General features: G+C 38.6%; 16 protein-coding genes and 7 tRNA genes. All 23 read left to right on the top strand.

Going from position 1 to position 23,194, the window contains the following annotated elements; genetic code table 11:
• The first annotated feature begins 6 nt into the window (after positions 1 to 6).
• The 23 genes from ACM40_RS10395 (at position 7) to rpoB (ending at position 23,124) form a co-directional block, all read left to right on the top strand.
• Positions 7 to 87 (top strand) — tRNA-Tyr (locus tag ACM40_RS10395).
• 85 nt (positions 88 to 172) lie between these two features.
• Positions 173 to 245, top strand: a tRNA-Gly gene (locus ACM40_RS10390).
• A gap of 97 nt (positions 246 to 342) precedes the next feature.
• Positions 343 to 416, top strand: a tRNA-Thr gene (locus ACM40_RS10385).
• A gap of 20 nt (positions 417 to 436) precedes the next feature.
• Positions 437 to 517 (top strand) — tRNA-Tyr (locus ACM40_RS10380).
• A gap of 86 nt (positions 518 to 603) precedes the next feature.
• A tRNA-Gly gene (locus tag ACM40_RS10375) sits at positions 604 to 676 on the top strand.
• Positions 677 to 718: 42 nt separating this feature from the next.
• Positions 719 to 790: transfer RNA gene (locus ACM40_RS10370), tRNA-Thr, on the top strand.
• A 309-nt stretch (positions 791 to 1,099) separates the two neighbouring features.
• Positions 1,100 to 1,780: a response regulator transcription factor gene (locus ACM40_RS10365; RefSeq protein WP_048502703.1), complete on the top strand. Its 681-nt coding sequence runs from the start codon at positions 1,100 to 1,102 to the stop codon at positions 1,778 to 1,780.
• A complete protein-coding gene (locus ACM40_RS10360) occupies positions 1,781 to 3,151 on the top strand; it encodes an ATP-binding protein (RefSeq protein WP_048502702.1) in 1,371 nt (456 codons plus the stop codon).
• A 176-nt stretch (positions 3,152 to 3,327) separates the two neighbouring features.
• A complete protein-coding gene (locus ACM40_RS10355; protein WP_083996827.1) occupies positions 3,328 to 4,569 on the top strand; it encodes a TolC family protein in 1,242 nt (413 codons plus the stop codon).
• Positions 4,570 to 4,572: 3 nt separating this feature from the next.
• A complete protein-coding gene (locus ACM40_RS10350; protein ID WP_048502701.1) occupies positions 4,573 to 5,658 on the top strand; it encodes an efflux RND transporter periplasmic adaptor subunit in 1,086 nt (361 codons plus the stop codon).
• A gap of 179 nt (positions 5,659 to 5,837) precedes the next feature.
• Complete coding sequence (locus tag ACM40_RS10345; RefSeq protein WP_048502700.1) at positions 5,838 to 8,936, top strand: efflux RND transporter permease subunit; 3,099 nt, start codon at positions 5,838 to 5,840, stop codon at positions 8,934 to 8,936.
• A 505-nt stretch (positions 8,937 to 9,441) separates the two neighbouring features.
• Positions 9,442 to 10,647 carry an elongation factor Tu gene (gene tuf / locus ACM40_RS10340; RefSeq protein ID WP_040997418.1) on the top strand — a complete coding sequence of 402 codons (1,206 nt, stop codon included), beginning with the start codon at positions 9,442 to 9,444 and terminating at the stop codon, positions 10,645 to 10,647.
• 54 nt (positions 10,648 to 10,701) lie between these two features.
• Positions 10,702 to 10,772: transfer RNA gene (locus ACM40_RS10335), tRNA-Trp, on the top strand.
• A 12-nt stretch (positions 10,773 to 10,784) separates the two neighbouring features.
• Positions 10,785 to 10,991 carry a preprotein translocase subunit SecE gene (gene secE / locus ACM40_RS10330; protein WP_034702507.1) on the top strand — a complete coding sequence of 69 codons (207 nt, stop codon included), beginning with the start codon at positions 10,785 to 10,787 and terminating at the stop codon, positions 10,989 to 10,991.
• Between the two features lie 18 nt (positions 10,992 to 11,009).
• Positions 11,010 to 11,552 carry a transcription termination/antitermination protein NusG gene (gene nusG, locus ACM40_RS10325; RefSeq protein WP_040997417.1) on the top strand — a complete coding sequence of 181 codons (543 nt, stop codon included), beginning with the start codon at positions 11,010 to 11,012 and terminating at the stop codon, positions 11,550 to 11,552.
• A 328-nt stretch (positions 11,553 to 11,880) separates the two neighbouring features.
• The gene (gene rplK, locus ACM40_RS10320) at positions 11,881 to 12,327 is read left to right on the top strand and encodes a 50S ribosomal protein L11 (RefSeq protein ID WP_034702033.1); all 447 of its coding nucleotides are present in this window, start codon (positions 11,881 to 11,883) and stop codon (positions 12,325 to 12,327) included.
• Positions 12,328 to 12,338: 11 nt separating this feature from the next.
• Positions 12,339 to 13,031, top strand: coding sequence for a 50S ribosomal protein L1 (gene rplA, locus ACM40_RS10315; RefSeq protein ID WP_040997412.1), 693 nt, complete (start codon positions 12,339 to 12,341; stop codon positions 13,029 to 13,031).
• Between the two features lie 17 nt (positions 13,032 to 13,048).
• Positions 13,049 to 13,645, top strand: coding sequence for a 50S ribosomal protein L10 (gene rplJ / locus ACM40_RS10310; protein ID WP_048502699.1), 597 nt, complete (start codon positions 13,049 to 13,051; stop codon positions 13,643 to 13,645).
• Positions 13,646 to 13,691: 46 nt separating this feature from the next.
• A complete protein-coding gene (rplL, locus tag ACM40_RS10305) occupies positions 13,692 to 14,060 on the top strand; it encodes a 50S ribosomal protein L7/L12 (RefSeq protein WP_027375534.1) in 369 nt (122 codons plus the stop codon).
• Positions 14,061 to 14,394: 334 nt separating this feature from the next.
• Positions 14,395 to 14,721 (top strand): hypothetical protein, encoded by a 327-nt coding sequence (locus ACM40_RS10300; protein ID WP_048502698.1) that lies wholly within the window; start codon positions 14,395 to 14,397, stop codon positions 14,719 to 14,721.
• A gap of 295 nt (positions 14,722 to 15,016) precedes the next feature.
• Positions 15,017 to 16,192: a hypothetical protein gene (locus ACM40_RS10295; RefSeq protein ID WP_131705355.1), complete on the top strand. Its 1,176-nt coding sequence runs from the start codon at positions 15,017 to 15,019 to the stop codon at positions 16,190 to 16,192.
• Between the two features lie 48 nt (positions 16,193 to 16,240).
• Entirely contained in the window at positions 16,241 to 18,841 is a 2,601-nt protein-coding gene (locus tag ACM40_RS10290; RefSeq protein WP_083996826.1) for a T9SS type A sorting domain-containing protein, read from the top strand.
• Between the two features lie 461 nt (positions 18,842 to 19,302).
• Positions 19,303 to 23,124, top strand: a complete 3,822-nt coding sequence (gene rpoB, locus ACM40_RS10285; RefSeq protein WP_048502695.1) for a DNA-directed RNA polymerase subunit beta — start codon at positions 19,303 to 19,305, stop codon at positions 23,122 to 23,124.
• Positions 23,125 to 23,194: the final 70 nt, after the last annotated feature.

Here is a 23,194-nt window from a genome sequence, read left to right as displayed (position 1 = left end):
ACATGAGGGGAGATTCCAGAGTGGCTAAATGGGACTGACTGTAACTCAGTTGCTTCGGCTTCGTAGGTTCGAATCCTGCTCTCCCCACATTTTATATTATATAAAAACTTGTGTATCTAAAGGATTTTTCCTAAGTTTGCACAGCGTTACCAATAATTTTGGAAACAAAATTGCGGAAGTAGCTCAGTTGGTAGAGCGTCAGCCTTCCAAGCTGAATGTCGCGGGTTCGACCCCCGTCTTCCGCTCAGAATTGATCACTCTTTTAGAGGGTGATTTTTTTTTCACTGCTGAAAAAGCGTAGAGTAGATGTTCTCTAAAGCATTCAGACTAAATTTTAAAATTGCCTCCATAGCTCAGTTGGCCAGAGCACGTGATTTGTAATCTCGGGGTCGTGGGTTCGAATCCCTCTGGAGGCTCAATTTTAATATAAACATGAGGGGAGATTCCAGAGTGGCTAAATGGGACTGACTGTAACTCAGTTGCTTCGGCTTCGTAGGTTCGAATCCTGCTCTCCCCACATTTTATATTAAGAAAAAGTCTTGCAGATTTAAAAGGATTTTCCTAAGTTTGCACAGCGTTACCAATAATTTTGGAAACAAAATTGCGGAAGTAGCTCAGTTGGTAGAGCGTCAGCCTTCCAAGCTGAATGTCGCGGGTTCGACCCCCGTCTTCCGCTCAAAGAAAATCATGCTGGTTAGTGTGATTTTTTTGCTTCAATGCCGACTTAGCTCAGCGGTAGAGTGCTTCCTTGGTAAGGAAGAGGTCACGGGTTCAAGTCCCGTAGTTGGCTCTCACAATTTCCCGAATTTCTTCGGGATTTTTTTTGTCCTGAATTCAAAATATCATTCTTTTGAAATTCAGCGAAGAAATATCACCAGAAAGATACGCCTGCTTCATCAAATCAATCAAAGATTGATTATTCCTCTGCACTTTCAATATAGATGATTTAAAACTTTGCCTTAAAAAATACTTTGCCTTATCATAAGGCTGTTTTTCGCATAAAAATCGGCTTAAAATTTAATTAAAACTGTTGATCCGCTTTTAATGGATGAGGCAGGAACATAAAAAAAGTGTTAAATTCGTATAAAATAAGATTTTGATGAATATTCTTTTATTGGAAGACGACCTCATTCTTTCCGCGGAACTCTGCAGGTTTCTGGAATCAAACAGCTTTACCTGTGATAAAATCTATGACGGCGAAACTTTTCTCCGCCAGATCAAGAACAATACGTATGACCTGTACTTGCTTGATATTAATGTTCCTAAAATAAACGGATTGGATGTCTGCCAGACGATTCGTTCTTTCGATAAAAATACCCCTATCATCATTATTTCGGCTTATGGAGACATTTCGGATAAAAAAGATGCGTTTACCAGACTTGCCGATGATTACCTGGTAAAACCTTTCCAGTTTGAGGAGCTTCTGTTGAGGATGAATTCGCTGTTACGGAGAAAAACTACGTCTGATACTGCAGATCAGGACATTATCAGAGTAGATGATCTTATCATCAACAAAACTGAACAGAAAGTATATAGAGCAGGCAACGAAATTGCTCTTACCCTTAAAGAATTTCAGCTGTTGGTTTACCTTGCCGAAGCGCAGGGAAGAACGGTTTCCAAGCAGCAGATTACAGAACATGTATGGGAACATAATTTCAATACCAACACCAATACCGTAGAAGTCTACATCAATTTTTTAAGGAAAAAGATCGATAAAGATTTTAAACTTAAACTTATTCATACCCGCTCAGGTTTCGGATATTACTTAAGCCCTTTGTAAATGTCATTAAAAAGGAGGATCGCATTAACAATAAGTGTTGCCTTTTCCCTGCTTTTTGCAATGGTAATGGCAGTTATTTATATGTCCTTTAATGATTTCAGGAGAGATGAGTTCAAAGAGCGGTTCAGGCAGCGTCTTGAATTTACTTCACACTTCATTTCAAAATCCAGGAATTTTGAAGAGGAGGCTCCTATCTTTTTTAATGAAAATTCAGACAACATCCTTCTTAATGAAACGATCTTAATCTTCAATAGTGATAAAGAGTTGATCTATAGCACGATTAAAGACCGGAATGTTACCTGGGACAGTAATCTTCTCAAAGATCTGGACGAAAAGAAGATTATATACACCGAAAAAACGGTCCCTGAGATTTATGCGGCACTCCGGAACATTAATGGTAAAAATTATTATATCCTTACCAGTGCTTTTGATTCCAACGGAAAATCCAAGCTTGAATATCTGAAATACCTTCTGATTACGGCCTATGTGATGAGTACCCTTCTGATAGGTTTTTTCAGTTACTATTTTATGGGCCAGTTCCTGCGGCCGTTAGAAGATTTAAATAAAGAGATTTCAGAGGTTACGGCTCATAAACTAACCACACAGATTCCTGTTCAGGAGTCTGATGACGAGATCAACGTTCTGGCAAAATCCTTTAATACGATGATTGCAAGACTGGATGATGTATTTCAGTCTCAGAAAGATTTCACGGCAAGTGCATCGCATGAGATCAGGACGCCCATCACAAGAATGGCATTCCAGCTGGAAAACCTTATCAAATTTGAAAAACATTCTCCTGAAACACTTGTTTCCCTGAAACAGATTCAAACAGACGTCTATCAACTTTCTGATCTTACCAATTCTCTTTTGCTGCTTACCAAATTCGATAAAGAAAATATCCAGAGTATTTATGAAGAAGTGAGAATTGATGAAGTAATATTTGAAGCTTTTGAAGCTGTAGAAAAAAGTTACCCGGCTCTTAAGCTTGATTTCCTGATCTCAGAAGATACTTCGGAGAATGGACTTCTCACAATAAGCGGCATTCAGTCTCTGCTGGTGATTGTCTTTATCAACCTCTTTAAAAATGCGGCAGTCTATTCAGATGATGCAGAAGTGGATGTTTTAATAACAGAAACCAACGATCAGCTGAAGGTTGACGTAACTTCCCATGGAAATACCATTCCTGAAGAGGAACAAGGAAAACTGTTTGAAGCTTTTATGAGAGGGCATAATTCCCAGAATATCTCCGGTTCAGGGCTTGGCCTTCGGATTGTCAAGAGAATCCTTGAATATCACAACGCAAAGATCAGCTATTCTGCTCCGGCCGAACATACCAATAATTTCAGCATTATTTTTAATAAACATTTTTGATTGATTATCATTTTTGCTATTTCATTGAATAGGTTAATAAGTGTATATTTTTAATCAATTTTCTAATAAATACAGCATTTATCAGCATTCCCGAAACAAATTTAATTTTTTTTTAAGGCTCCTTTAAGGTCATTTTAATCGTATAAAGGCAATTTTGTATCATAAAAAAAGATAGAATGAACAAAATTGCGGGGCTGTTTATTGCCATCTCCTCATTCATGGCCGGACAACAGCAGATGTCACTTTTGGACTGTGAAGAGGCCTTTCAGAAAAACAATCTTCAGCTTCTTGCAGAACAATATAACATCAATATGGCCGATGCAGACATTCTGCAGGCTAAGATTTGGGAACTACCACAGCTGAGCGGACAGATCAATGCATACAATCCGGAAGGTAGAAAAGCTTTTGATATAGGGCATGCCAAAGGAGCAGAGATTACCCAGCTGATTTATATGGGTGGTAAAAAGAAAAATGAGATTGCCTTTGCAAAATCAAACAAAGAACTGGCCCAGCTTCAGTTTTCACAGCTGTTGGTGGATTTGAGAGCACAGCTCAGGGCTGCTTATTTCAATTTATATTACGAAAAGCAGAAACTGGACAATACCAATAAGCAACTGGGATACATGAATGATCTGCTGGATGCTTACCGCGTACAGTCGGCAAAAGGAAACGTTTCCCTTAAAGATGAAGTGAGATTACAGAGCCTGGTTATTCAGCTTAACAATGATAAGCTGGGCATTAATAAAAATATCCTTGAATTTGAACAGAATCTGAAAGTACTGACGGGAATTTCAGAGGATATAGAACCCCAGCTTTCTGATGCGGATGCAAAAGAAATTCTTGCTGCACAGCCATTCGGAGACGAAGATGAACTAAAAAGAAAAGCGCTGGAAAATAATTCCGATTACCAATATTTTCTAAAACTGATTGACAATAGTAAGCTGTATGCCCAATGGCAGAAATCCCTCAATGTGCCGGATCTGAATGTAGGAGCGGGATGGGACCAAAATGGAGGAACCTTTAAAAATGAGGTCAATCTTATGGTTGGAATCCCTTTACCCTTATGGAAATCCAATCAGGGAAACGTAGAAAAGGCCAATTATGCCATTCAGCAAAACCAGAAAAATGCAGATTACCAAAAGCTGTCACTTGAAACCAAGGTCCAGGCTGCTTACAAAACATGGAAAAGTCAGTATGATCAACTGGCAGGGATCAAAACAACAGATCTCACCAACATGGAACTGGTCTACGACGGAATGCTGAAAAACTTCAGAAAAGGAAACATTAACCTTATAGAATTTACAGATTTCATGGACAGCTATAGGCAAACGGCGCTCCAGATCTATGATATGAAGAACGAGATTATGCAGTCGGCAGAACAACTGAATCAACTTATACAAACGAAAATCTTCTATTAAGCAATGAAAAAATATATAATACCTGTACTGATAGTCTTGTCTTTATTATCATGTGCAAAAAAAGAAGAAGAAAAAGCACCACAGGCTAAAAAAGGCTTTGAGCTGAGTAATACGATGCTCAATTCCATTTCTCTGGCTAAAGTTGAAAGGAAAAATGTAGAAGACCAATACAGCTTTTACGGAAAAATATCTGCCGATAAAAACAGCTACATTGATGTATATCCTTTGGTAGGTGGAAATGTTCTAAGCGTTAATGCCGAGCTTGGTGATTATGTAAAAAAAGGTCAGGTGCTGGCCACGATCAGAAGTACCGAGTTGGCGGAAGTCCAAAAAGATGTAAGTGATGCAAAAACCGATTTAGTGGTTGCTCAAAATAACCTTCGTGTAGCCAAAGAAATGTATGAAGGGAAACTGAATACGGAAAGAGAAGTTCTTGAAGCGAAAAGCGTACTTCAGAAAGCTCAGGACCAGATGCAGAGAGCTACCGCCGTAAGTACGGTTTACAATGTTAAGAAAGGAAACATCTATAGTGTTGTTGCTCCCATCAGTGGATACATTGTTCAGAAAAACATCAACAAAGATATGCAGCTGAGAAGCGACAGAAGCGAAAATATTTTTGATGTAGCAAATACAACAAACGTATGGGCAATCATGAACGTCAATGAATCGGATATTGAAAAAATAAGCCTGGGAATGAAGGCACAGGTTTCCACCCTGTCTTATCCGGATAAGGTTTTTGATGGCAGAATAGATAAAATATTCAAGATTATTGATCCCGAAACGAATGCTATGCAGGCAAGAGTGGTACTGGATAACGCCAACGGCCTTTTAATTCCGGAAAGCAAAGCCACCATCAAGGTTTCAAGTTCAGAGAACAATACTGCTCTCACTGTGCCTTCAAAAGCAGTGATATTTGATGACAACAGAAGTTTTGTAGTGGTTTTCAAATCCAGAACAGAGATAAAAGTCAAAGAAATAAAAATATTAAAACAGGTGGGGGATATTACCTATGTAGACAGAGGCCTGTCTGAAGGGGAAGAAGTGATCACCAACAACCAGCTGCTGATCTACCGTTCCCTGAACAGTTAAATTCTTATTGTAAACCATTAAGATTTTCAGGATTATCTGATCCTGCTTGTGATGGCTTTATAATTCATAAACCCTTAAATCTGCTTAATGGTTTGGAAACTATTAAAATTTAAATGTTCAAAATAAATTTTATAAAAATTTCTTTCAACGGCTTTTTTAGGTCATCAATTTAATCGATCATGAATAAATTCATTAAAAATATAATTGCTTTTTCCTTAAAAAATAAAGCATTTACCTTTATCTGGGTAGCTATCCTGGCCATTGCCGGTTTTATAAGCTTCAAAAATATGCCTATTGAAGCTTTCCCCGATGTAACCAATACCCAGATCGTTATTATCACCCAATGGAATGGACGGAGCGCAGAAGAAGTGGAACGTTTTGTAACTACCCCCATCGAATTGGCCATGAGCCCGGTCCAGAAGAAAACCAGTGTGAGAAGTACTACCATGTTCGGTCTCTCTATTGTTAAAATTCTTTTCGACGACGGGGTGGATGACACTTTCGCCAGAAATCAGGTCAATAACCAATTAAGAACCGTAAGCCTTCCTGATGAGGTGGATCCGGAAGTTCAGCCACCCTACGGGCCTACCGGGGAGATTTTCAGATATACCCTGGAAAGTAAAACAAAAGATTCGAGAGAATTACTTACCCTTCAGAACTGGGTGATCGACCGTGCGCTGAGAGGGGTTCCGGGAGTTGCAGATATCAATGTTTTTGGCGGGCAGGATAAAGTTTTCGAATTGAGCATTGACCCGAGGGCTCTGGACAAATACAACCTTACACCACTTCAGGTATATGATGCCGTTACCAAAAGCAATTTAAATGTAGGAGGCGATGTGATCGAAAAAAATGGTCAGGCCTATGTAGTCCGTGGAATAGGGTTGGTGAAATCCATCAATGATATCGGAAACATTACGATTCAGAATGACAGCGGAAATCCAGTACTGGTAAAGAATGTAGCGGATGTTCACGAAAGTTCAATGCCAAGGGTAGGGCAGGCCGGTCTCAATAATCATGAAGATACGGTAGAAGGAATTGTTGTGATGAGAAAAGGGGAAAACCCGAGAGAAGTTCTGGTAGGCGTAAAAGCAAAAATTAAAGAGCTTAACGAAAAAATCCTTCCAAAGGATGTGAAAATGGTAACCTTCTACGACCGTGATAACCTGATGGATTTCACTACCCACACTGTAATGCACAACCTTATTGAAGGAATCATCCTGGTTACCGTAATCGTTCTGATCTTTATGGCAGACTGGAGAACGACTCTGATCGTTTCTATTATTATTCCATTGTCCTTATTGTTTGCCTTTTTATGTTTAAAACTGGCGGGAATGAGTGCCAACCTGCTTTCATTGGGAGCAGTGGATTTCGGGATCATTATTGACGGAGCCGTCGTCATGGTGGAAGGGCTCTTTGTGATGCTCGACCATAAAGCACACAAATACGGGACAGAAAAATTTAACAAGTTGGCCAAAGGAGGCTGGATCAAGCAGACCGGTACAGGTTTGGGAAAGGCGATCTTCTTTTCAAAACTCATCATCATCACCTCCCTGATTCCTATCTTCTCGTTTCAGAAAGTAGAAGGGAAAATGTTTTCACCTTTGGCATTCACCTTAGGATTTGCGCTGATAGGAGCATTGATATTTACCCTGACTCTGGTTCCTGTTCTATCTCATATTTTATTAAACAAGAATGTAAAAGAAAAAAACAACCCGTTTGTGAATTTCTGGGACAGGATTGTACTGAAAGGTTTCAACTATACTTTTAAACATAAAAGAATGAGTTTAGTGGTTGCTGTTTCGTTCATGGTTGTTACCTTATTCTCAGGAAAATTCCTGGGAACGGAATTCCTGCCTCAACTGAATGAAGGTTCTCTTTGGATCACCGCAGAAATGCCGATGAGCTCATCCCTGAAGGAATCCCTGAAAACAGCAGATCTCTTAAAGAAAGACATTATGAGCTTTCCTGAAGTTACTGATGTTCTTGCCCAGACAGGGCGAAGCAATGACGGAACAGACCCGAACGGTTTCGGATTTGTACAGTTTGCCGTTAACCTCAAGCCAAAAGAAGAATGGAAGCGCAGCATCAGCTATGAAGAGCTCATCGAAGAGATTGATAAAAAACTCAGAAGCTACCAGGGGATTACCTTCAATTATTCCCAGCCGATTTCGGATAATGTAGCGGAAGCTGTAGCCGGCTTCAAAGCGGAAAACGGGATCAAGATCTATGGAGATAACCTTGAAACGCTGGATAAACTGGCTGATGAGGTTTTAAAACAGATCAAAGATGTAGACGGGGTAAAAGATCCGGGAATTATTAAAAATATCGGTCAGCCGGAAGTAAGCGTAGTACTGGACAGGGATAAAATGGCGGCTTACGGGGTTATGCCCGATGATGCACAGTCTGTACTGGAAATGGCCTTCGGAGGTAAAACTGCTTCGGAAATGTTTGATGGTGAAAGGAAATTCCCGATCCGCCTAAGATATTCCCAGGAGTACAGGAAAGACGAAAATGATATTGCTTCCCTGATGGTTCCTACTCAGGACGGAACAAAAATTCCTCTGAAAGAGATCAGTAGTATTGTAAAAGATAATGGAGCAGCCTTTATTTACAGAGATGATATTAAAAGGTATATCGGTGTTAAATTCTCTATCCGCGACAGGGATCTGGGAAGCACCATTGCTGACGCACAGAAAAAAGTAGCCAATATTGACCTTCCGGACGGTTATTCCATCGGTTGGACAGGTCAGTTTGAAAATCAGCAGAGAGCCTCACACAGGTTGGCACAGGTAGTGCCGATCAGTATTCTGGGAATTTTCTTCTTATTGTTTATCCTTTTTGGAAACATGAAAGATTCATTGCTCGTATTGGCGAACGTGCCTTTTGCCCTGATCGGAGGGATTATTGCCCTGCATCTTACCCGAATGAATTTTGGAATCTCGGCAGGAGTGGGAATGATCGCCTTACTGGGAATCTGTATTCAAAACGGGGTAATCCTTATTACGGAGTTCCACCAGAACGTCAAGAGCGGGCTCAGTTTAGATGATGCCATACTCAACGGGGTAAAATCAAGGACGCGTCCGGTGATTATGACCGCTTTAATGGCCTCAATAGGATTAATGCCCGCCGCATTGTCCACAGGAATCGGCTCCGAATCCCAAAAACCTTTGGCGATTGTAATTATCGGAGGGTTAATTACAGCAACTGTATTGACGCTGCTTATTTTCCCGATTATATTTTGGATTTTCAACAGGACCAGGAAGTCCCAGCAGATTTAATATTTCTTCTATTCTATATTTTATAAGTGAAGCGCGGCAAACTATGTTTGCCGCGCTTCCTGCATCGAAATAATGTATTTTCTTAAATTCTCTGCCTTAAAGCTTCCTTATATCCGGATATTATTTTCTAGATGTCTCTGCAAGGACAGAATACAAGAGTATATCAAAAAAAAAGGAGATTTATTATATAGCATTTATGATATATACGGGAAAATAGGTGTTGCGGTTTTGTCCAATAGATTTTAGACCAGATGAAATATTTTTATGTCCTATACCATTCATAATTAGCCAGATACTTTATGTAGCATCACAAAAACGTTAATATTCATTTTTTTCAATCCGGAAATTTGTGTAAATTTGCAGTCTCAATACATCGAAATATAAGGTTTGTGCTTCTTTGATTGAATATTGAAACTTTTTTAAATAAAAAGGTTTTGGTATTTAAAAAATCATTATATTTGCACACCGAAAAATTGAAAAATAATAAAATAAATAATTTTAAATCATGGCAAAGGAAACGTTTAATCGTAACAAACCACACTTGAACATTGGTACTATTGGTCACGTTGACCATGGTAAAACTACACTTACAGCTGCTATTTCTGCTGTATTAGCTAGCAAAGGTCTTGCTGAGAAAAAAGACTTCTCTGCGATTGACTCTGCTCCAGAAGAAAAAGAAAGAGGTATTACTATCAATACTGCTCACATTGAATACGAAACTGTAAAAAGACACTACGCTCACGTTGACTGTCCAGGTCACGCCGACTATGTTAAGAACATGGTAACTGGTGCTGCTCAGATGGATGGAGCTATCGTAGTATGTGCTGCAACTGACGGTCCAATGCCTCAGACAAGAGAACATATCCTACTTTGCCGTCAGGTAAACGTACCTAAGATCGTTGTTTTCATGAACAAAGTTGACATGGTGGATGATCCAGAATTGTTAGAGCTTGTTGAAATGGAACTTAGAGATCTATTAGCTACTTATGATTTCGACGGAGATAACTCTCCAGTAATTCAAGGTTCTGCTCTTGGTGCGCTTACTGCTGCTACTGAAGGTAACTCTGAAGATAAGTGGTTCAAAACTGTTGAAGCTCTAATGGATGCAGTTGATGAGTGGATCGACGAGCCGGTAAGAGATACTGATAAGCCATTCTTGATGCCTATCGAAGACGTATTCTCTATTACAGGTAGAGGTACTGTTGCTACAGGTAGAATCGAAGCTGGTATTATCAACACTGGTGACCCAGTTGATATCGTAGGTATGGGTGATGAAAAATTAACTTCTACTATTACAGGAGTTGAGATGTTCAGAAAAATCCTAGACAGAGGTGAAGCTGGTGATAACGTAGGTCTATTGTTGAGAGGTATTGAAAAAACTGACATCAAGAGAGGTATGGTTATCGCTAAGAAAGACTCTGTGAAGCCACACAAAAAATTCAAAGCTTCTGTTTATATCCTTTCTAAAGAAGAAGGTGGACGTCACACTCCATTCCACAACAAGTACCGTCCTCAGTTCTACGTAAGAACTACTGACGTTACAGGTGAGATCTTCTTACCAGAAGGTGTAGAAATGGTAATGCCTGGTGATAACTTAGAAATTACTGTAGAATTACTACAACCAATCGCTCTTAACGAGGGTCTTAGATTCGCGATCAGAGAAGGAGGTAGAACAGTAGGTTCTGGTCAGGTTACTGAAATCCTAGACTAATCATCTTAAAATAAATAAAGCTTCCGGAAGGAAACTCTCGGAAGCTTTTTATCTACGGGCATCGTCCAATGGTAGGATACCGGTCTCCAAAACCGTTGATCAGGGTTCGAATCCTTGTGCCCGTGCAAATATTAATTATGAGTTCATTTGTCGATTTTTTAAAAGGTTCTTATAACGAATTCAGACATAAAGTTGAATGGCCAAAGTGGGCTGATCTTCAGTCTTCTACTATTGTAGTAACTATTGCTACAGTGATTTTGGCATTATTTACCTTTGGAGTTGATGAATTGTTTTCAAAAGCAATCAGCAACATAATAGGAATGCTAATTAACGTGTTCAACTAATAAAAGTGTTTTCCCATAATGAGCGAATTGAAATGGTATGTGCTGAAAGCAATCAGCGGACAGGAAAATAAAGTGAAAAACTACATTGAGACAGAAATCAAACGTTTAGGGTTTGAGCAGTACGTTACTCAGGTGGTTATTCCTATGGAAAAGGTTATTCAGATCAGAAACGGAAAAAAAGTTCCTAAAGAGAAGCCTTACTATCCTGGATACTTAATGATAGAAGCTGATCTGATGGGTGAGATTCCTCACGTAATTAAAAATATTCCGGGAGTAATATCTTTCTTAAGTTTGACCAAAGGAGGAGATCCTGTTCCAATGAGAAAATCTGAAGTAAACAGAATGTTGGGAAGAATGGATGAACTTTCAGAATTTGCAACAGATGTTGAGATCCCATACATTGTAGGTGAAAACGTTAAAGTAATTGACGGACCTTTCAATGGATTCAACGGAACTGTTGAGAAGATTCTTGAAGACAAAAAGAAAATTGAAGTTTCTGTACTGATCTTCGGTAGAAAAACCCCAATGGAACTTAGCTATATGCAAGTAGAAAAAGTATAATTATTACTTTTTGAAATATATAAAGACTGCTGAAAAGCAGTCTTTTTTATGCTCAAATTTTATTATTAACCAACTTCAACATGGCAGCAAGGATGGTTATATATAATTTTTGAAGTATTAGATTGTAGGAGCAAATTCTGGCATTAATATAAATGCTATTGAAAAATATTATGAATTCTTTCTAAAAATCAGCACATTCCATTTGCTATTTCAAAAATATTTCATAATTTTGCAGTCCGAAAAGTAGATTTACTGTATGTGAGTCGGTAATCTGCTGAATAATAAATGCTTCCAAACTCATTAATTATTCAAACTAAAAAAATTAAAAATGGCTAAGAAAGTCTTTAAAATGGTAAAGCTTCAGGTGAAAGGTGGCGCAGCTAACCCTTCTCCACCGGTAGGTCCAGCATTGGGTTCTGCAGGTGTGAACATCATGGAGTTTTGTAAGCAATTTAACGGGAGAACCCAAGATAAGCCAGGGCAAGTTTTACCTGTAGTAATTACAGTATACGAAGACAAATCTTTTGAATTCGTTATCAAAACTCCACCTGCAGCAATTCAGTTAATGGATGCAGCTAAAATCAAAGGGGGTTCCGGAGAACCAAACAGAAACAAAGTAGGTTCTGTATCTTGGGATCAGGTGAAGAAAATCGCTGAGGATAAAATGACTGACCTTAACTGCTTTACAATGGATTCTGCAGTTTCTATGGTTGCAGGTACTGCTAGATCTATGGGATTAAGAGTAACAGGAACTAAACCAACTTTTAACGCTTAAAACTATTAGAAATGGCAAAATTGACTAAAAAGCAAAAGGAAGCTTTAAGCAAAGTAGAAAAAGGAAGAATCTATAACCTTGAAGAAGGTTCTGCTCTTGTAAAGGAAGTAAACACTACAAAATTTGATGCTTCTGTAGATATCGCTGTAAGATTGGGTGTAGATCCAAGAAAAGCAAACCAAATGGTAAGAGGGGTAGTATCTCTTCCTCATGGTACTGGTAAAGATGTTAAAGTTTTAGCATTGGTTACACCAGATAAAGAAGCTGAAGCAAAAGAAGCTGGAGCTGATTATGTAGGTCTTGACGAATATTTACAAAAAATAAAAGAAGGCTGGACAGATGTTGACGTTATCGTTACTATGCCGGCTGTTATGGGTAAATTAGGTCCATTAGGTAGAGTATTAGGTCCAAGAGGTCTTATGCCAAACCCTAAATCAGGTACTGTAACTATGGAAATTGGTAAAGCGGTAACTGAAGTGAAAGCAGGTAAAATTGATTTCAAAGTTGACAAATATGGTATTATCCACGCTGGTATTGGTAAAGTATCTTTCGATGCTGCTAAAATCAAGGAAAATGCTCAGGAATTGATCCAGACTTTGATCAAAATGAAGCCTACTGCTGCTAAAGGGACTTATGTAAAAAGCATTTACTTGTCTTCTACAATGAGCCCGGGTATTGCAATTGATACTAAATCTGTTAACTAATAATAATCCTTAAGACAATGACAAAAGACCAAAAAGTTGTAGCAATACAAGAGATCAAAGATTTGCTTCAGGATGCTAAAGTAGTTTATGTAGCAGATCTAGAAGGTTTGAACGCTGCTAAATCATCTGATTTCAGAAGACAAGCTTTCAAACAAAATATCAAAGTGAAAGTAGTAAAAAATACACTTTTACAAAAAGCAATGGAGCAGATTGAAGGAGTAGATTACTCTGAAATGTTTAATACTTTCAAAGGTAACTCTGCTTTAATGGTTGCTGAAACAGCTAACGCTCCTGCAAAATTAATCAAAGACTTTAGAAAAAAAGATGAGAAGCCGGCTTTGAAGTCTGCTTTTGTACAGGAAACTTTCTATGTTGGTGACAATAACCTTGATGCTTTAGTAAGCATTAAGTCTAGAGAAGAAATGATCGGTGAAATCATCGGATTACTTCAGTCTCCAATTCAAAGAGTTGTTTCCGCTCTTCAAAACAAACCTGAAACAGTAGAAGCTAAAGCTGAAGAAGCTGCTGCACCTGCTGTAGAAGAAACTCCTGCTGCTGAGGCTCCTGAAGCTCCTGCTGCAGAAAGCACTGACGAAACGCCAGCTGCTGAATAATTACACTCAAAAAATTAAATAAATAATCAACAAAAACATTACAACAATGTCAGATTTAAAAAATTTAGCTGAAACGCTAGTAAACTTAACAGTAAAAGACGTAAATGAATTAGCTACTATCCTTAAGGATGAGTACGGAATTGAGCCAGCTGCTGCTGCTGTAGTAGTTGCTGCAGGTGGTGCAGGTGAAGCTGCTGAAGAAAAAACTGAATTCGACGTAATTCTTAAGTCTGCAGGTGCTTCTAAATTGGCTATCGTTAAATTAGTAAAAGATTTAACTGGTGCTGGTCTTAAAGAAGCTAAAGATATCGTAGACGGTGCTCCTGCTCCAATCAAGCAAGGCGTATCTAAAGACGAGGCTGAAGCTCTTAAGAAGCAATTAGAAGAAGCTGGTGCTGAAGTAGAATTGAAATAATTCAATTTACCCATAAAATAAGAAGCCCGGACAGTAATGTCCGGGCTTTTTTTGTTGTTATCAGCATTAAAAATTGTCAATAATTCATAAATGTATTTGAATATATTTGTTTTTAATAATTTAATATTTGATTATTATTGCTAATAATTTAATTTTTTACTCTTTAAAATATTTATTATTCATAGGATTGTTTATTTTTCATAAATATTTAATATAAAAAATTTGTTTTGATTGTAAAATTACTATATTTGTACTCGAAAAAAACACACACATACATAATTTGGAAAGAAGTTACTTTTTCTTCTATGGTTATGCTATAGCATGTTGTATCAATATGTTGTTCGCATGGCAGATAGAAAATTCTGACAAGACGCATTTAGCAGTAAAGAGCTCTACTGGTTCATCGTGGTGCTTTTATTCCTCAGGCTTTAACTACAAAGCTGACAATTTCAGAAAATATTCAGAAAAAGATAGAACTCCTCTTTTCAGTAAGGCTATTACAAAGATGAGCAGGCTTTACGTAGGTGTCACATGGCAAAAATCACTTTGTGGCATTACAGAAACGGCACAGCCACATATTTCCGGCACACATTACAGTAAAGATTCGAAAAATGTAGAAGGTTTTAGTAGTATAACCGAATTTCCGGATAAGCTATCTTAAATATATTGAATAAACAGCTATTCATTCGCTGACGGAAAACATATTTTCCAATTCTTAGAAGAATGATTCCATAAAATAAACACACAAAAAAACATATTAATAAGGATGAAAAACAGATTATTTATGATGGCATTACCTATATAAAATTCAGCATAACGCCCAATTAGGAATTAATACATGTTTGAAGATTAATATCTTCATACAATTCCCCCTTTGCCTGAAAGTAGCACTGGCTCTTTTCTAGAAACACACACAAAAAATAAAACACACAAAAAAAAGACAAATATCACTAAAAATGAAAAACAGATTATTTACGATTGCAGCTATGTCAGTATGTTTTGGTATAAACGCACAGGTTGGAATAAATACTAATCAGGGGCAGGCAACTCTTGACGTAGTAGGATTTCCGACAAATACCAGTAAGGCTGACGGAATTATTGCCCCAAGGCTTTCATTAAGCCAGCTAGCGGCTAAAACGTATGCTGCTGCCCAGACAGGTGCTTTAGTATATGTTACCTCAATTAATGCTACTCCTGCCTCTGTTACGATTAATGTAACGACTCCGGGATATTATTACTTCGATGGAGCTTTATGGCAGAAACAAACCGGCACAGAATGGCAGATTAAAGGTAATGCAGTAGGGGAAATTTCTACTACAACAGAGGTTTTAGGTGCTGCGCCGGCTTCAGCTAATTATCTGGGGCCTAAAGGAGCAGCTGATCTGGTAATGATAAGTGCTAATAAAGTGCATGCCGTTCTTGATGCCGCAGGAGGAATGTCAGGAGGAGGAGAAAATGCTTCAAGCCTTTCCTGGGGAAGTTCAAATGTTGTTAACAATACTTCAAATAATATAGCTCTTGGTAAGGGAAATACAGCAACCACTTCAGGTGTCAATTTCCCGGCGGTAGCTATTGGTTCCAATAACAGTGCAGTAGGAGGAGGTAAGGTTTTTGGTAATAATAATTCAACTTTATCAAATGCCAATTTTGCTTTTGGTGCCTTTAACACCACAGGTAATTCAATTGCTGTAGCAGTAGGACATACCAACAATGCTACCAATGGAGGATTTGCTTTTGGAGCTAACAATGTTGTTACCTTAAATAACTTTGCTTTCGGAAGCAATAATACAGTTGGAGGAACATCAGGGTCTATTGCGATCGGAATTAGTGGGACTTCACAGGCCAATCAGTCCACTTATGCCAATACCAGCCATGTTTTTTCTGGGCAGGGAGCTGTAGGTACGGCTATTTCTGATGTAGGAATTAATGTAACTCCTAATTTGACAAACTTTGCCGATTTAGAAGTAAGTAAGGCTGTTCAGATAAAAGCTACAGGTCCGAGACCGACATGTGATGCATCCAATGCAGGAACAATAATATATGAAGTAACGACCAACCTGGGAGTAACGACGGGTAATTTTGTTGGCTGCAAACAGACTGGTAATGCTGTGTTTGGATGGCAGACATTATAATAGAACACAAACTTTTAACGAAAATAAAAACAAAAACAAAACAAAAAAATGGCAAAAAAATTATTCGAGAAATTGGCGGTCATGCTGATGATATTTATGATGTCAGCGGCATTATCTGCTCAAAAAGGTTATGAGCCTATCCGAGGGATGGGTGTGGAAGCAAAGCCTGTAAACAATTCAGGTATTTGTCTGGCATGCTACAACGGAAGTATGAATCCCGTAATAGATGCGAACCTGGATAACAGTGTGAGCATGGGTAACTTTGCTTCATTGGTAAGCGGAAACGGTATTTCTGTGAAAAACACAAATACAACGTATCCTGCTGGCTATATTACAGGTTTTAACGTGGATTTAGGGACTAGCTTTATTACGGTAGACCTATTAAGCTCATTAAGAATCAGCACCTACAAAAACGGAGTGCTTCAGGAATCTACTACAAGCAGTACTTTACTTTCAGTTCCTGCATTCGGGGGAAGCAAAAACAGAATCTTCCTTCATTTTAAAACAACAAAGGAATTTAACGAAGTAAGATTATACCAAACCAATGTACTGTCTATTTTCAGTGCAATGAATGTATATTATGCTTTTGCGTTCGACCCTACTAAAGTTCCTGTAGATAACAATGGAATCTGTGATGACATTATCGCAGGAAGCGGTGTGGATGGAAACGTTTCAGGAAGCAGCAGCTTCATTGCTCCACTTTCTTTTGTTCAAAACAGAGAGAGAATTGGAGATGGAGATAAGAATTCTTACGGATCAATTGTATTGCCGGCTGGACTTCTTGGGTCTTATTCGGTGGGAGTTTTAGATAAAAACCAGGTGTATCCTGCAGGAAACAGAGCTGGTTTTGTGATCTCTCCTGATGATGAAGGAAAACTTTTAAGTGCAGAATTCTTAAAAAATATTACTGTAGAAACTTATTTATATGGCCAGCTTCAGGATTCTAAGACATTATCTGATGGCGGTGGCTTAATTAATATTAAAGTTTTAGGTTTTGGTAGTGGAAAACAAAAAGTGTCTGTTACTACAACGAAGCCTTTTAACGAAGTGCGTTTAAAAGTGACTCAGACTTTAGGAGTTAACATCGGATCTTTAAAAGTGTATTATGCATTTGAAGAGCCAGCATCTTGCGACTGTAATGATAAAATTCAGACAAGCGGTTCTGCAATTCCTGGAAACATAGTATCAGGCTCCAGCTGGACTTCAGGTCCTGGGCTTTTTGGTCTTATTTTAGCGAAAATGGTTGATCCTGGAAATATTGTAGATACCAATACTTCCAACTATGCTACGGCCACTATTCCTGCTGCTTCAATACTAAGTATTTTCTCAGCTTATGCTACAGTGAGCACGAACAGCCTGCTTCCTGCCAATACATATGCCGGATTTACAATAGAGAAAGCTGCAAACTTAATTGGAGTAAGTGTTCTTGAAAATATTACAGTAACACTTTACAATAATAATACACAGACAGATACATTCACCAGTACAGGAAGCTTGATCAGCGGAAACTTTTTTACTACAGATTCCAATAAATTCTATGTAGGGGGTAAAGCAACCAAGCCTTTCAACCGTATTAAAGTGACTTTCTATAGTGGTACAGGGGTACGTATTCCTCAAAACTACTACATCTATAATGCATTTGCCAGCAGAGATGATGATAACGATGGAGTGCCAAACTGCTTTGATCAGTGTCCTAACGGTAATGACAGTATTGATAATAACGGTAACGGTATTCCTGATTGTGCAGAAGGATGTACAGCAGTAAATGACAAATCTCCTACTATTGATACAGATGGTGATGGAATTGTGGATGCATGTGACCTTGACTCTGATAACGATGGTATTCCAGATGCCTTAGAAGATCTTGATAACAATGGTAAATTTGAAGATGATGACTCGGAAGGAGTATTTGGTCCTGTTCAGGTATTAGGAGATGGAATTTCCAGCTATTTGGATTTGGATTCTGATAACGACGGTATTTTAGATTTATTTGAATCCGGTATCCCAACATCAGTAATCAACCAGATAGATACAGATCACAATGGTGTTATTGATGCTGGTGTAGCTGTAGGAACTAATGGTATTGCAGATATTTTGGAAACTTCTCCGGATTCTGGAGTATTAAAATATCCTCTTAAAAATACAGATGGAGACGACAAGCCGGACTTCGTTGACTTAAATTCAAACGGAACCGATTATGACTTGTGGGCTATCGGTAAAGATAACCTGGATGACTTTGGAGTAGGATTTATTTCCAGAATCAATGATGCTGATAAAGACGGTATCCAGGCTGTAGTAGATACGGATCTTGTAAAAAGAGGAGCTCCTGATTCTCCACTTTCACCTTATGCTGCATTCGCTAAAAACGGAATGGCATCTGCTGCGAAAGGAATTACCGGTTCTGATGTTACTTCAACTGCAAGCGATATCAATGTATATCCTAACCCGGTAAAATCTGGTGAAAACTTAAATGTTAAATCTAGAGAAGAGGGAACTTACGCGCTATTCTCTGCTCAGGGGCAGCTTGTTAAGTCAGGTAAATTCTCAGGAAATGCCGAAATTAGCACAGCTTCACTGCCTGCAGGTATTTATATTGTGAAAATAGAAACCAAATCAACAATGAAATCTTATAAGATCATTGTAAAATAATTTCAAACTCTATATAACTACTGGCCGTCCCTAGGGACGGCCTTTTTTATTTAAAAACTTTTAACGGTCTCAAAATGAATAAGTTTTATTTGTCTATATGATGGGAATTTTGTATCTTTGTCCCTCTTTTGGCGCGAATAATTGTTTGTAAATCTATAAAATATTGAAAATCAGCTCTTTCATGAAATGTAATGAAAGAGGTTTCTTGTATATAGATACTGCGGCGAATTCTGCCTCAAAAGTAAATAAAAATATTTTGCATTACGCTGTGAAAAGATATACCAGCGTTGCAGTTAGAAGTTAGATCAAAGACTTTTTAGAATAAAGAACAAAGAATAAAGACCGATAATTGCGCCAAAATTTTCCCACATATTCTTTTCTCTTTCATCTTTTCTCTTTTCGTCTTCTTCTGATATTTTTGAATAAATCAAAATATTTTTTAACCCTTTCTTAAAAGTTTTATGAGTAAAACAACAGCAACAACAAGGGGGAATCAGAGAATTAACTTCTCATCAGCTAAAGGAAAAATCATCACTCCTGACTTCCTGGACATCCAGCTTGAGTCATTCAGAGATTTTTTCCAGCTTGATACCCTTCCAGAAGACAGAACAGACGAAGGTTTATACAGAACCTTCCAGGAAAACTTCCCAATCACCGATTCCAGAAATCAGTTCGTATTGGAATTTCTTGATTATCTGGTAGATTCTCCACGTTATTCAATTGACGAGTGTGTGGAAAGAGGACTGACGTATTCCGTACCTCTTAAAGCAAGACTTAAATTGTATTGTACAGACCCTGAGCACGAGGATTTCCAGACTGTGGTTCAGGATGTATACTTAGGTCCGGTTCCTTATATGACGCCTAGTGGGTCTTTCATCATCAATGGTGCAGAGAGAGTTATTGTTACGCAGCTTCACCGTTCACCTGGTGTATTCTTCGGACAGACTTACCACGCAAACGGAACCAAACTGTACTATTCAAGAATTATCCCTTTCAAAGGATCTTGGATGGAATTTACAACCGATATCAACAGCGTAATGTACGCTTATATCGACCGTAAGAAAAAGTTACCATTAACTACCCTTTTAAGAGCTATCGGTTATGAATCTGATAAAGATATCCTTCAGATCTTCGACCTTGCTGAAGAAGTGAAAGTTTCTAAAGCTGCCCTTAAAAAAGTAGAAGGAAGAACATTGGCTGCGAGAGTATTGAACACTTGGTTTGAGGATTTCGTAGACGAAGATACAGGAGAAGTAGTTTCTATCGAAAGAAACGAAATCATCCTGGACAGAGAAACAATTCTTGAAAAAGAACATTTAGATCTTATTCTTGATGCGGGTGTGAAATCGATCCTGATTCACAAAGAAAACAGCAATGAATTCTCTATCATCCAGAATACATTACAGAAAGACCCTACAAACTCTGAGAAAGAAGCAGTAGAGTACATCTACCGTCAGTTAAGAAATGCAGATCCGCCAGATGAGGAAACTGCAAGAGGAATCATTGAAAAATTATTCTTCTCCGAGCAGAGATATTCATTAGGTGAAGTAGGACGTTACAGACTAAACAAAAAGTTAGGTCTTAATATCCCTACCACTACTGAAGTTCTTACAAAAGAAGATATCATTGCTATCGTAAGACACCTTATTGAACTTGTAAACTCTAAAGCAGAGGTTGATGATATCGACCACTTATCTAACAGAAGAATCAAAACTGTTGGAGAGCAGTTAGCAGGACAGTTTGGAGTAGGTCTTTCAAGAATTGCAAGAACCATCAAGGAAAGAATGAACGTTAGAGATAACGAAATTTTTACTCCTCTTGATCTTGTTAATGCTAAAACGTTAACATCAGTAATCAACTCGTTCTTCGGTACCAACCAGCTTTCTCAGTTCATGGACCAGACCAACCCGCTTTCAGAGATCACGCACAAGCGTAGACTTTCTGCACTAGGGCCTGGAGGTTTATCAAGAGAAAGAGCAGGTTTCGAGGTTCGTGACGTTCACCATACCCACTACGGAAGAATCTGTCCGATTGAAACTCCGGAAGGACCAAACATCGGTTTGATCTCCTCTTTAGGTATTTATGCTAAAATCAATAACCTTGGTTTCATCGAAACTCCATACAGAAAAGTAGAAAACAGTAAGATAGACCTTTCTGCTGATCCTATCTATCTGAATGCAGAAGATGAAGAAGACAAAGTAATTGCTCAGGCTAACGTAGAACTGAACGATAACGGAGAATTCTTAACAGACAGGATTATTGCAAGATTGGATGGTGACTATCCGGTAGTTGAACCTTCTCAGGTTAACCTTATCGACGTGGCACCAAACCAGATTTCCGGTATCTCAGCTTCATTGATTCCATTCCTGGAGCATGATGATGCGAACCGTGCATTGATGGGATCCAACATGATGCGTCAGGCCGTTCCTCTATTGAAGCCACAAGCTCCAATCGTGGGTACAGGTCTGGAACAGCAGGTGGCTAAAGATTCAAGAATCCTTATCAATGCTGAAGGGACAGGTGTCGTAGAATATGTAGATGCTGATAAGATCACTATTAAATACGAAAGAAGCGAAGACGAAGACTTAGTACAGTTTGAGTCCGCTACGAAAACATACAACCTTACCAAGTTCAGAAAAACCAACCAGAGTACTACTATTACCCTGAGACCAAACGTAAGAGTCGGTGAAACGGTACAGAAAGGACAAGTACTTTGCGACGGTTATGCAACTGAAAACGGAGAATTGGCTCTTGGTAGAAACTTAGTGGTTGCGTTCATGCCTTGGAAAGGATACAACTTCGAGGATGCAATCGTAATCAACGAAAAAGTGGTTCGTGAAGACTGGTTTACTTCAATTCACGTAGATGAATATTCTCTTGAGGTTCGTGATACCAAATTAGGTATGGAAGAGCTTACAGCAGATATTCCTAACGTTTCTGAAGAAGCTACCAAAGATCTTGACGAGAACGGTATGATCAGAATCGGTGCTGAAGTGAAGCCTGGAGATATTATGATCGGTAAGATCACTCCAAAAGGTGAATCTGACCCGACTCCTGAAGAAAAACTTCTTAGAGCTATCTTCGGTGACAAGGCCGGTGATGTCAAGGATGCTTCATTAAAAGCAGACTCTTCACTAAGAGGTGTTGTGATCAACAAAAAATTGTTCTCAAGAAACATTAAAGATAAAAAGAAGAGAACTGAAGAAAAACTTAAACTTGAAGAAATTGAAAACACTTACAAGGCTAAGTTTGATGAGTTGAGAAACACTTTAATTGAAAAATTAAATACACTGGTAGGTGGTAAAACTTCTCAGGGAGTTACCAACGACCTTGATGAGGAAATCATCGGAAAAGGTGTAAAATTCACTCATAAATTACTGACTTCAGTTGAAGATTACGTAAACGTAAGCGGTGCAGACTGGACTGTAGATCACGATAAGAATGAATTGGTTAAACAATTGATTCACAACTATAAAATCAAGTACAACGATATCCAGGGAGTTAAAAACCGTGAGAAATTTGCTATTTCAATCGGAGATGAGCTTCCAGCGGGTATCATGAAGTTGGCTAAAGTTTATATCGCTAAAAAACGTAAGCTGAATGTAGGGGATAAAATGGCAGGACGTCACGGTAACAAAGGTATCGTTTCAAGAATCGTTCGTGAAGAAGATATGCCATTCCTTGAAGACGGAACACCGGTAGATATCGTATTGAATCCACTTGGGGTACCTTCCCGTATGAACATCGGACAGATTTATGAAACAGTTCTTGGATGGGCTGGTCAGAAATTAGGGATGAAGTTCGCTACACCAATCTTCGATGGAGCAACTCTTGATCAGATCACTGAGTACACAGAAAAAGCAGGTCTTCCTAAATTCGGTAACACCCACCTTTATGATGGAGGTACCGGGGAAAGATTTACACAGCCGGCTACGGTTGGGGTAATCTACATGCTGAAACTGGGACACATGGTTGATGATAAGATGCACGCACGTTCTATCGGACCTTACTCATTGATTACTCAGCAACCGTTAGGAGGTAAAGCTCAGTTCGGAGGTCAGAGATTCGGAGAGATGGAGGTTTGGGCTCTTGAAGCATTCGGAGCGTCCAACATCTTAAGAGAAATCTTGACTGTGAAGTCGGATGACGTGATTGGTAGAGCGAAAACTTATGAAGCCATTGCAAAAGGTGAATCTATGCCTGAACCAGGTATTCCGGAATCATTCAATGTATTACTTCACGAGCTACAGGGTCTTGGATTAGACGTAAGACTAGAGGAATAATTTTAAATTTTAAATTATAAATGTTGAATGGTAACATTCAAAAATTAATCTAAAATCTAAAATCTAAAAT

The organism is Chryseobacterium sp. BLS98 (assembly GCF_001045445.1).
In the GTDB taxonomy this organism is placed as follows: Bacteria; Bacteroidota; Bacteroidia; order Flavobacteriales; family Weeksellaceae; genus Chryseobacterium.
Note: the sequence above shows the minus strand (reverse complement) of the source record. Positions and strands in the feature narration are given on the sequence as shown.

Excerpts from the sequence above, each read along its gene's own strand:
- rplJ (WP_048502699.1), top strand. The coding sequence starts at position 13,049 with ATGACAAAAGACCAAAAAGTTGTAGCAATACAAGAGATCAAAGATTTG.
- tuf (WP_040997418.1), top strand. The coding sequence starts at position 9,442 with ATGGCAAAGGAAACGTTTAATCGTAACAAACCACACTTGAACATTGGT.
- ACM40_RS10350 (WP_048502701.1), top strand. The coding sequence starts at position 4,573 with ATGAAAAAATATATAATACCTGTACTGATAGTCTTGTCTTTATTATCA.
- rplK (WP_034702033.1), top strand. The coding sequence starts at position 11,881 with ATGGCTAAGAAAGTCTTTAAAATGGTAAAGCTTCAGGTGAAAGGTGGC.
- ACM40_RS10355 (WP_083996827.1), top strand. The coding sequence starts at position 3,328 with ATGAACAAAATTGCGGGGCTGTTTATTGCCATCTCCTCATTCATGGCC.
- ACM40_RS10290 (WP_083996826.1), top strand. The coding sequence starts at position 16,241 with ATGGCAAAAAAATTATTCGAGAAATTGGCGGTCATGCTGATGATATTT.
- ACM40_RS10300 (WP_048502698.1), top strand. The coding sequence starts at position 14,395 with ATGTTGTTCGCATGGCAGATAGAAAATTCTGACAAGACGCATTTAGCA.
- ACM40_RS10360 (WP_048502702.1), top strand. The coding sequence starts at position 1,781 with ATGTCATTAAAAAGGAGGATCGCATTAACAATAAGTGTTGCCTTTTCC.
- ACM40_RS10345 (WP_048502700.1), top strand. The coding sequence starts at position 5,838 with ATGAATAAATTCATTAAAAATATAATTGCTTTTTCCTTAAAAAATAAA.
- rpoB (WP_048502695.1), top strand. The coding sequence starts at position 19,303 with ATGAGTAAAACAACAGCAACAACAAGGGGGAATCAGAGAATTAACTTC.
- ACM40_RS10295 (WP_131705355.1), top strand. The coding sequence starts at position 15,017 with ATGAAAAACAGATTATTTACGATTGCAGCTATGTCAGTATGTTTTGGT.
- rplL (WP_027375534.1), top strand. The coding sequence starts at position 13,692 with ATGTCAGATTTAAAAAATTTAGCTGAAACGCTAGTAAACTTAACAGTA.
- ACM40_RS10365 (WP_048502703.1), top strand. The coding sequence starts at position 1,100 with ATGAATATTCTTTTATTGGAAGACGACCTCATTCTTTCCGCGGAACTC.
- rplA (WP_040997412.1), top strand. The coding sequence starts at position 12,339 with ATGGCAAAATTGACTAAAAAGCAAAAGGAAGCTTTAAGCAAAGTAGAA.
- nusG (WP_040997417.1), top strand. The coding sequence starts at position 11,010 with ATGAGCGAATTGAAATGGTATGTGCTGAAAGCAATCAGCGGACAGGAA.
- secE (WP_034702507.1), top strand. The coding sequence starts at position 10,785 with ATGAGTTCATTTGTCGATTTTTTAAAAGGTTCTTATAACGAATTCAGA.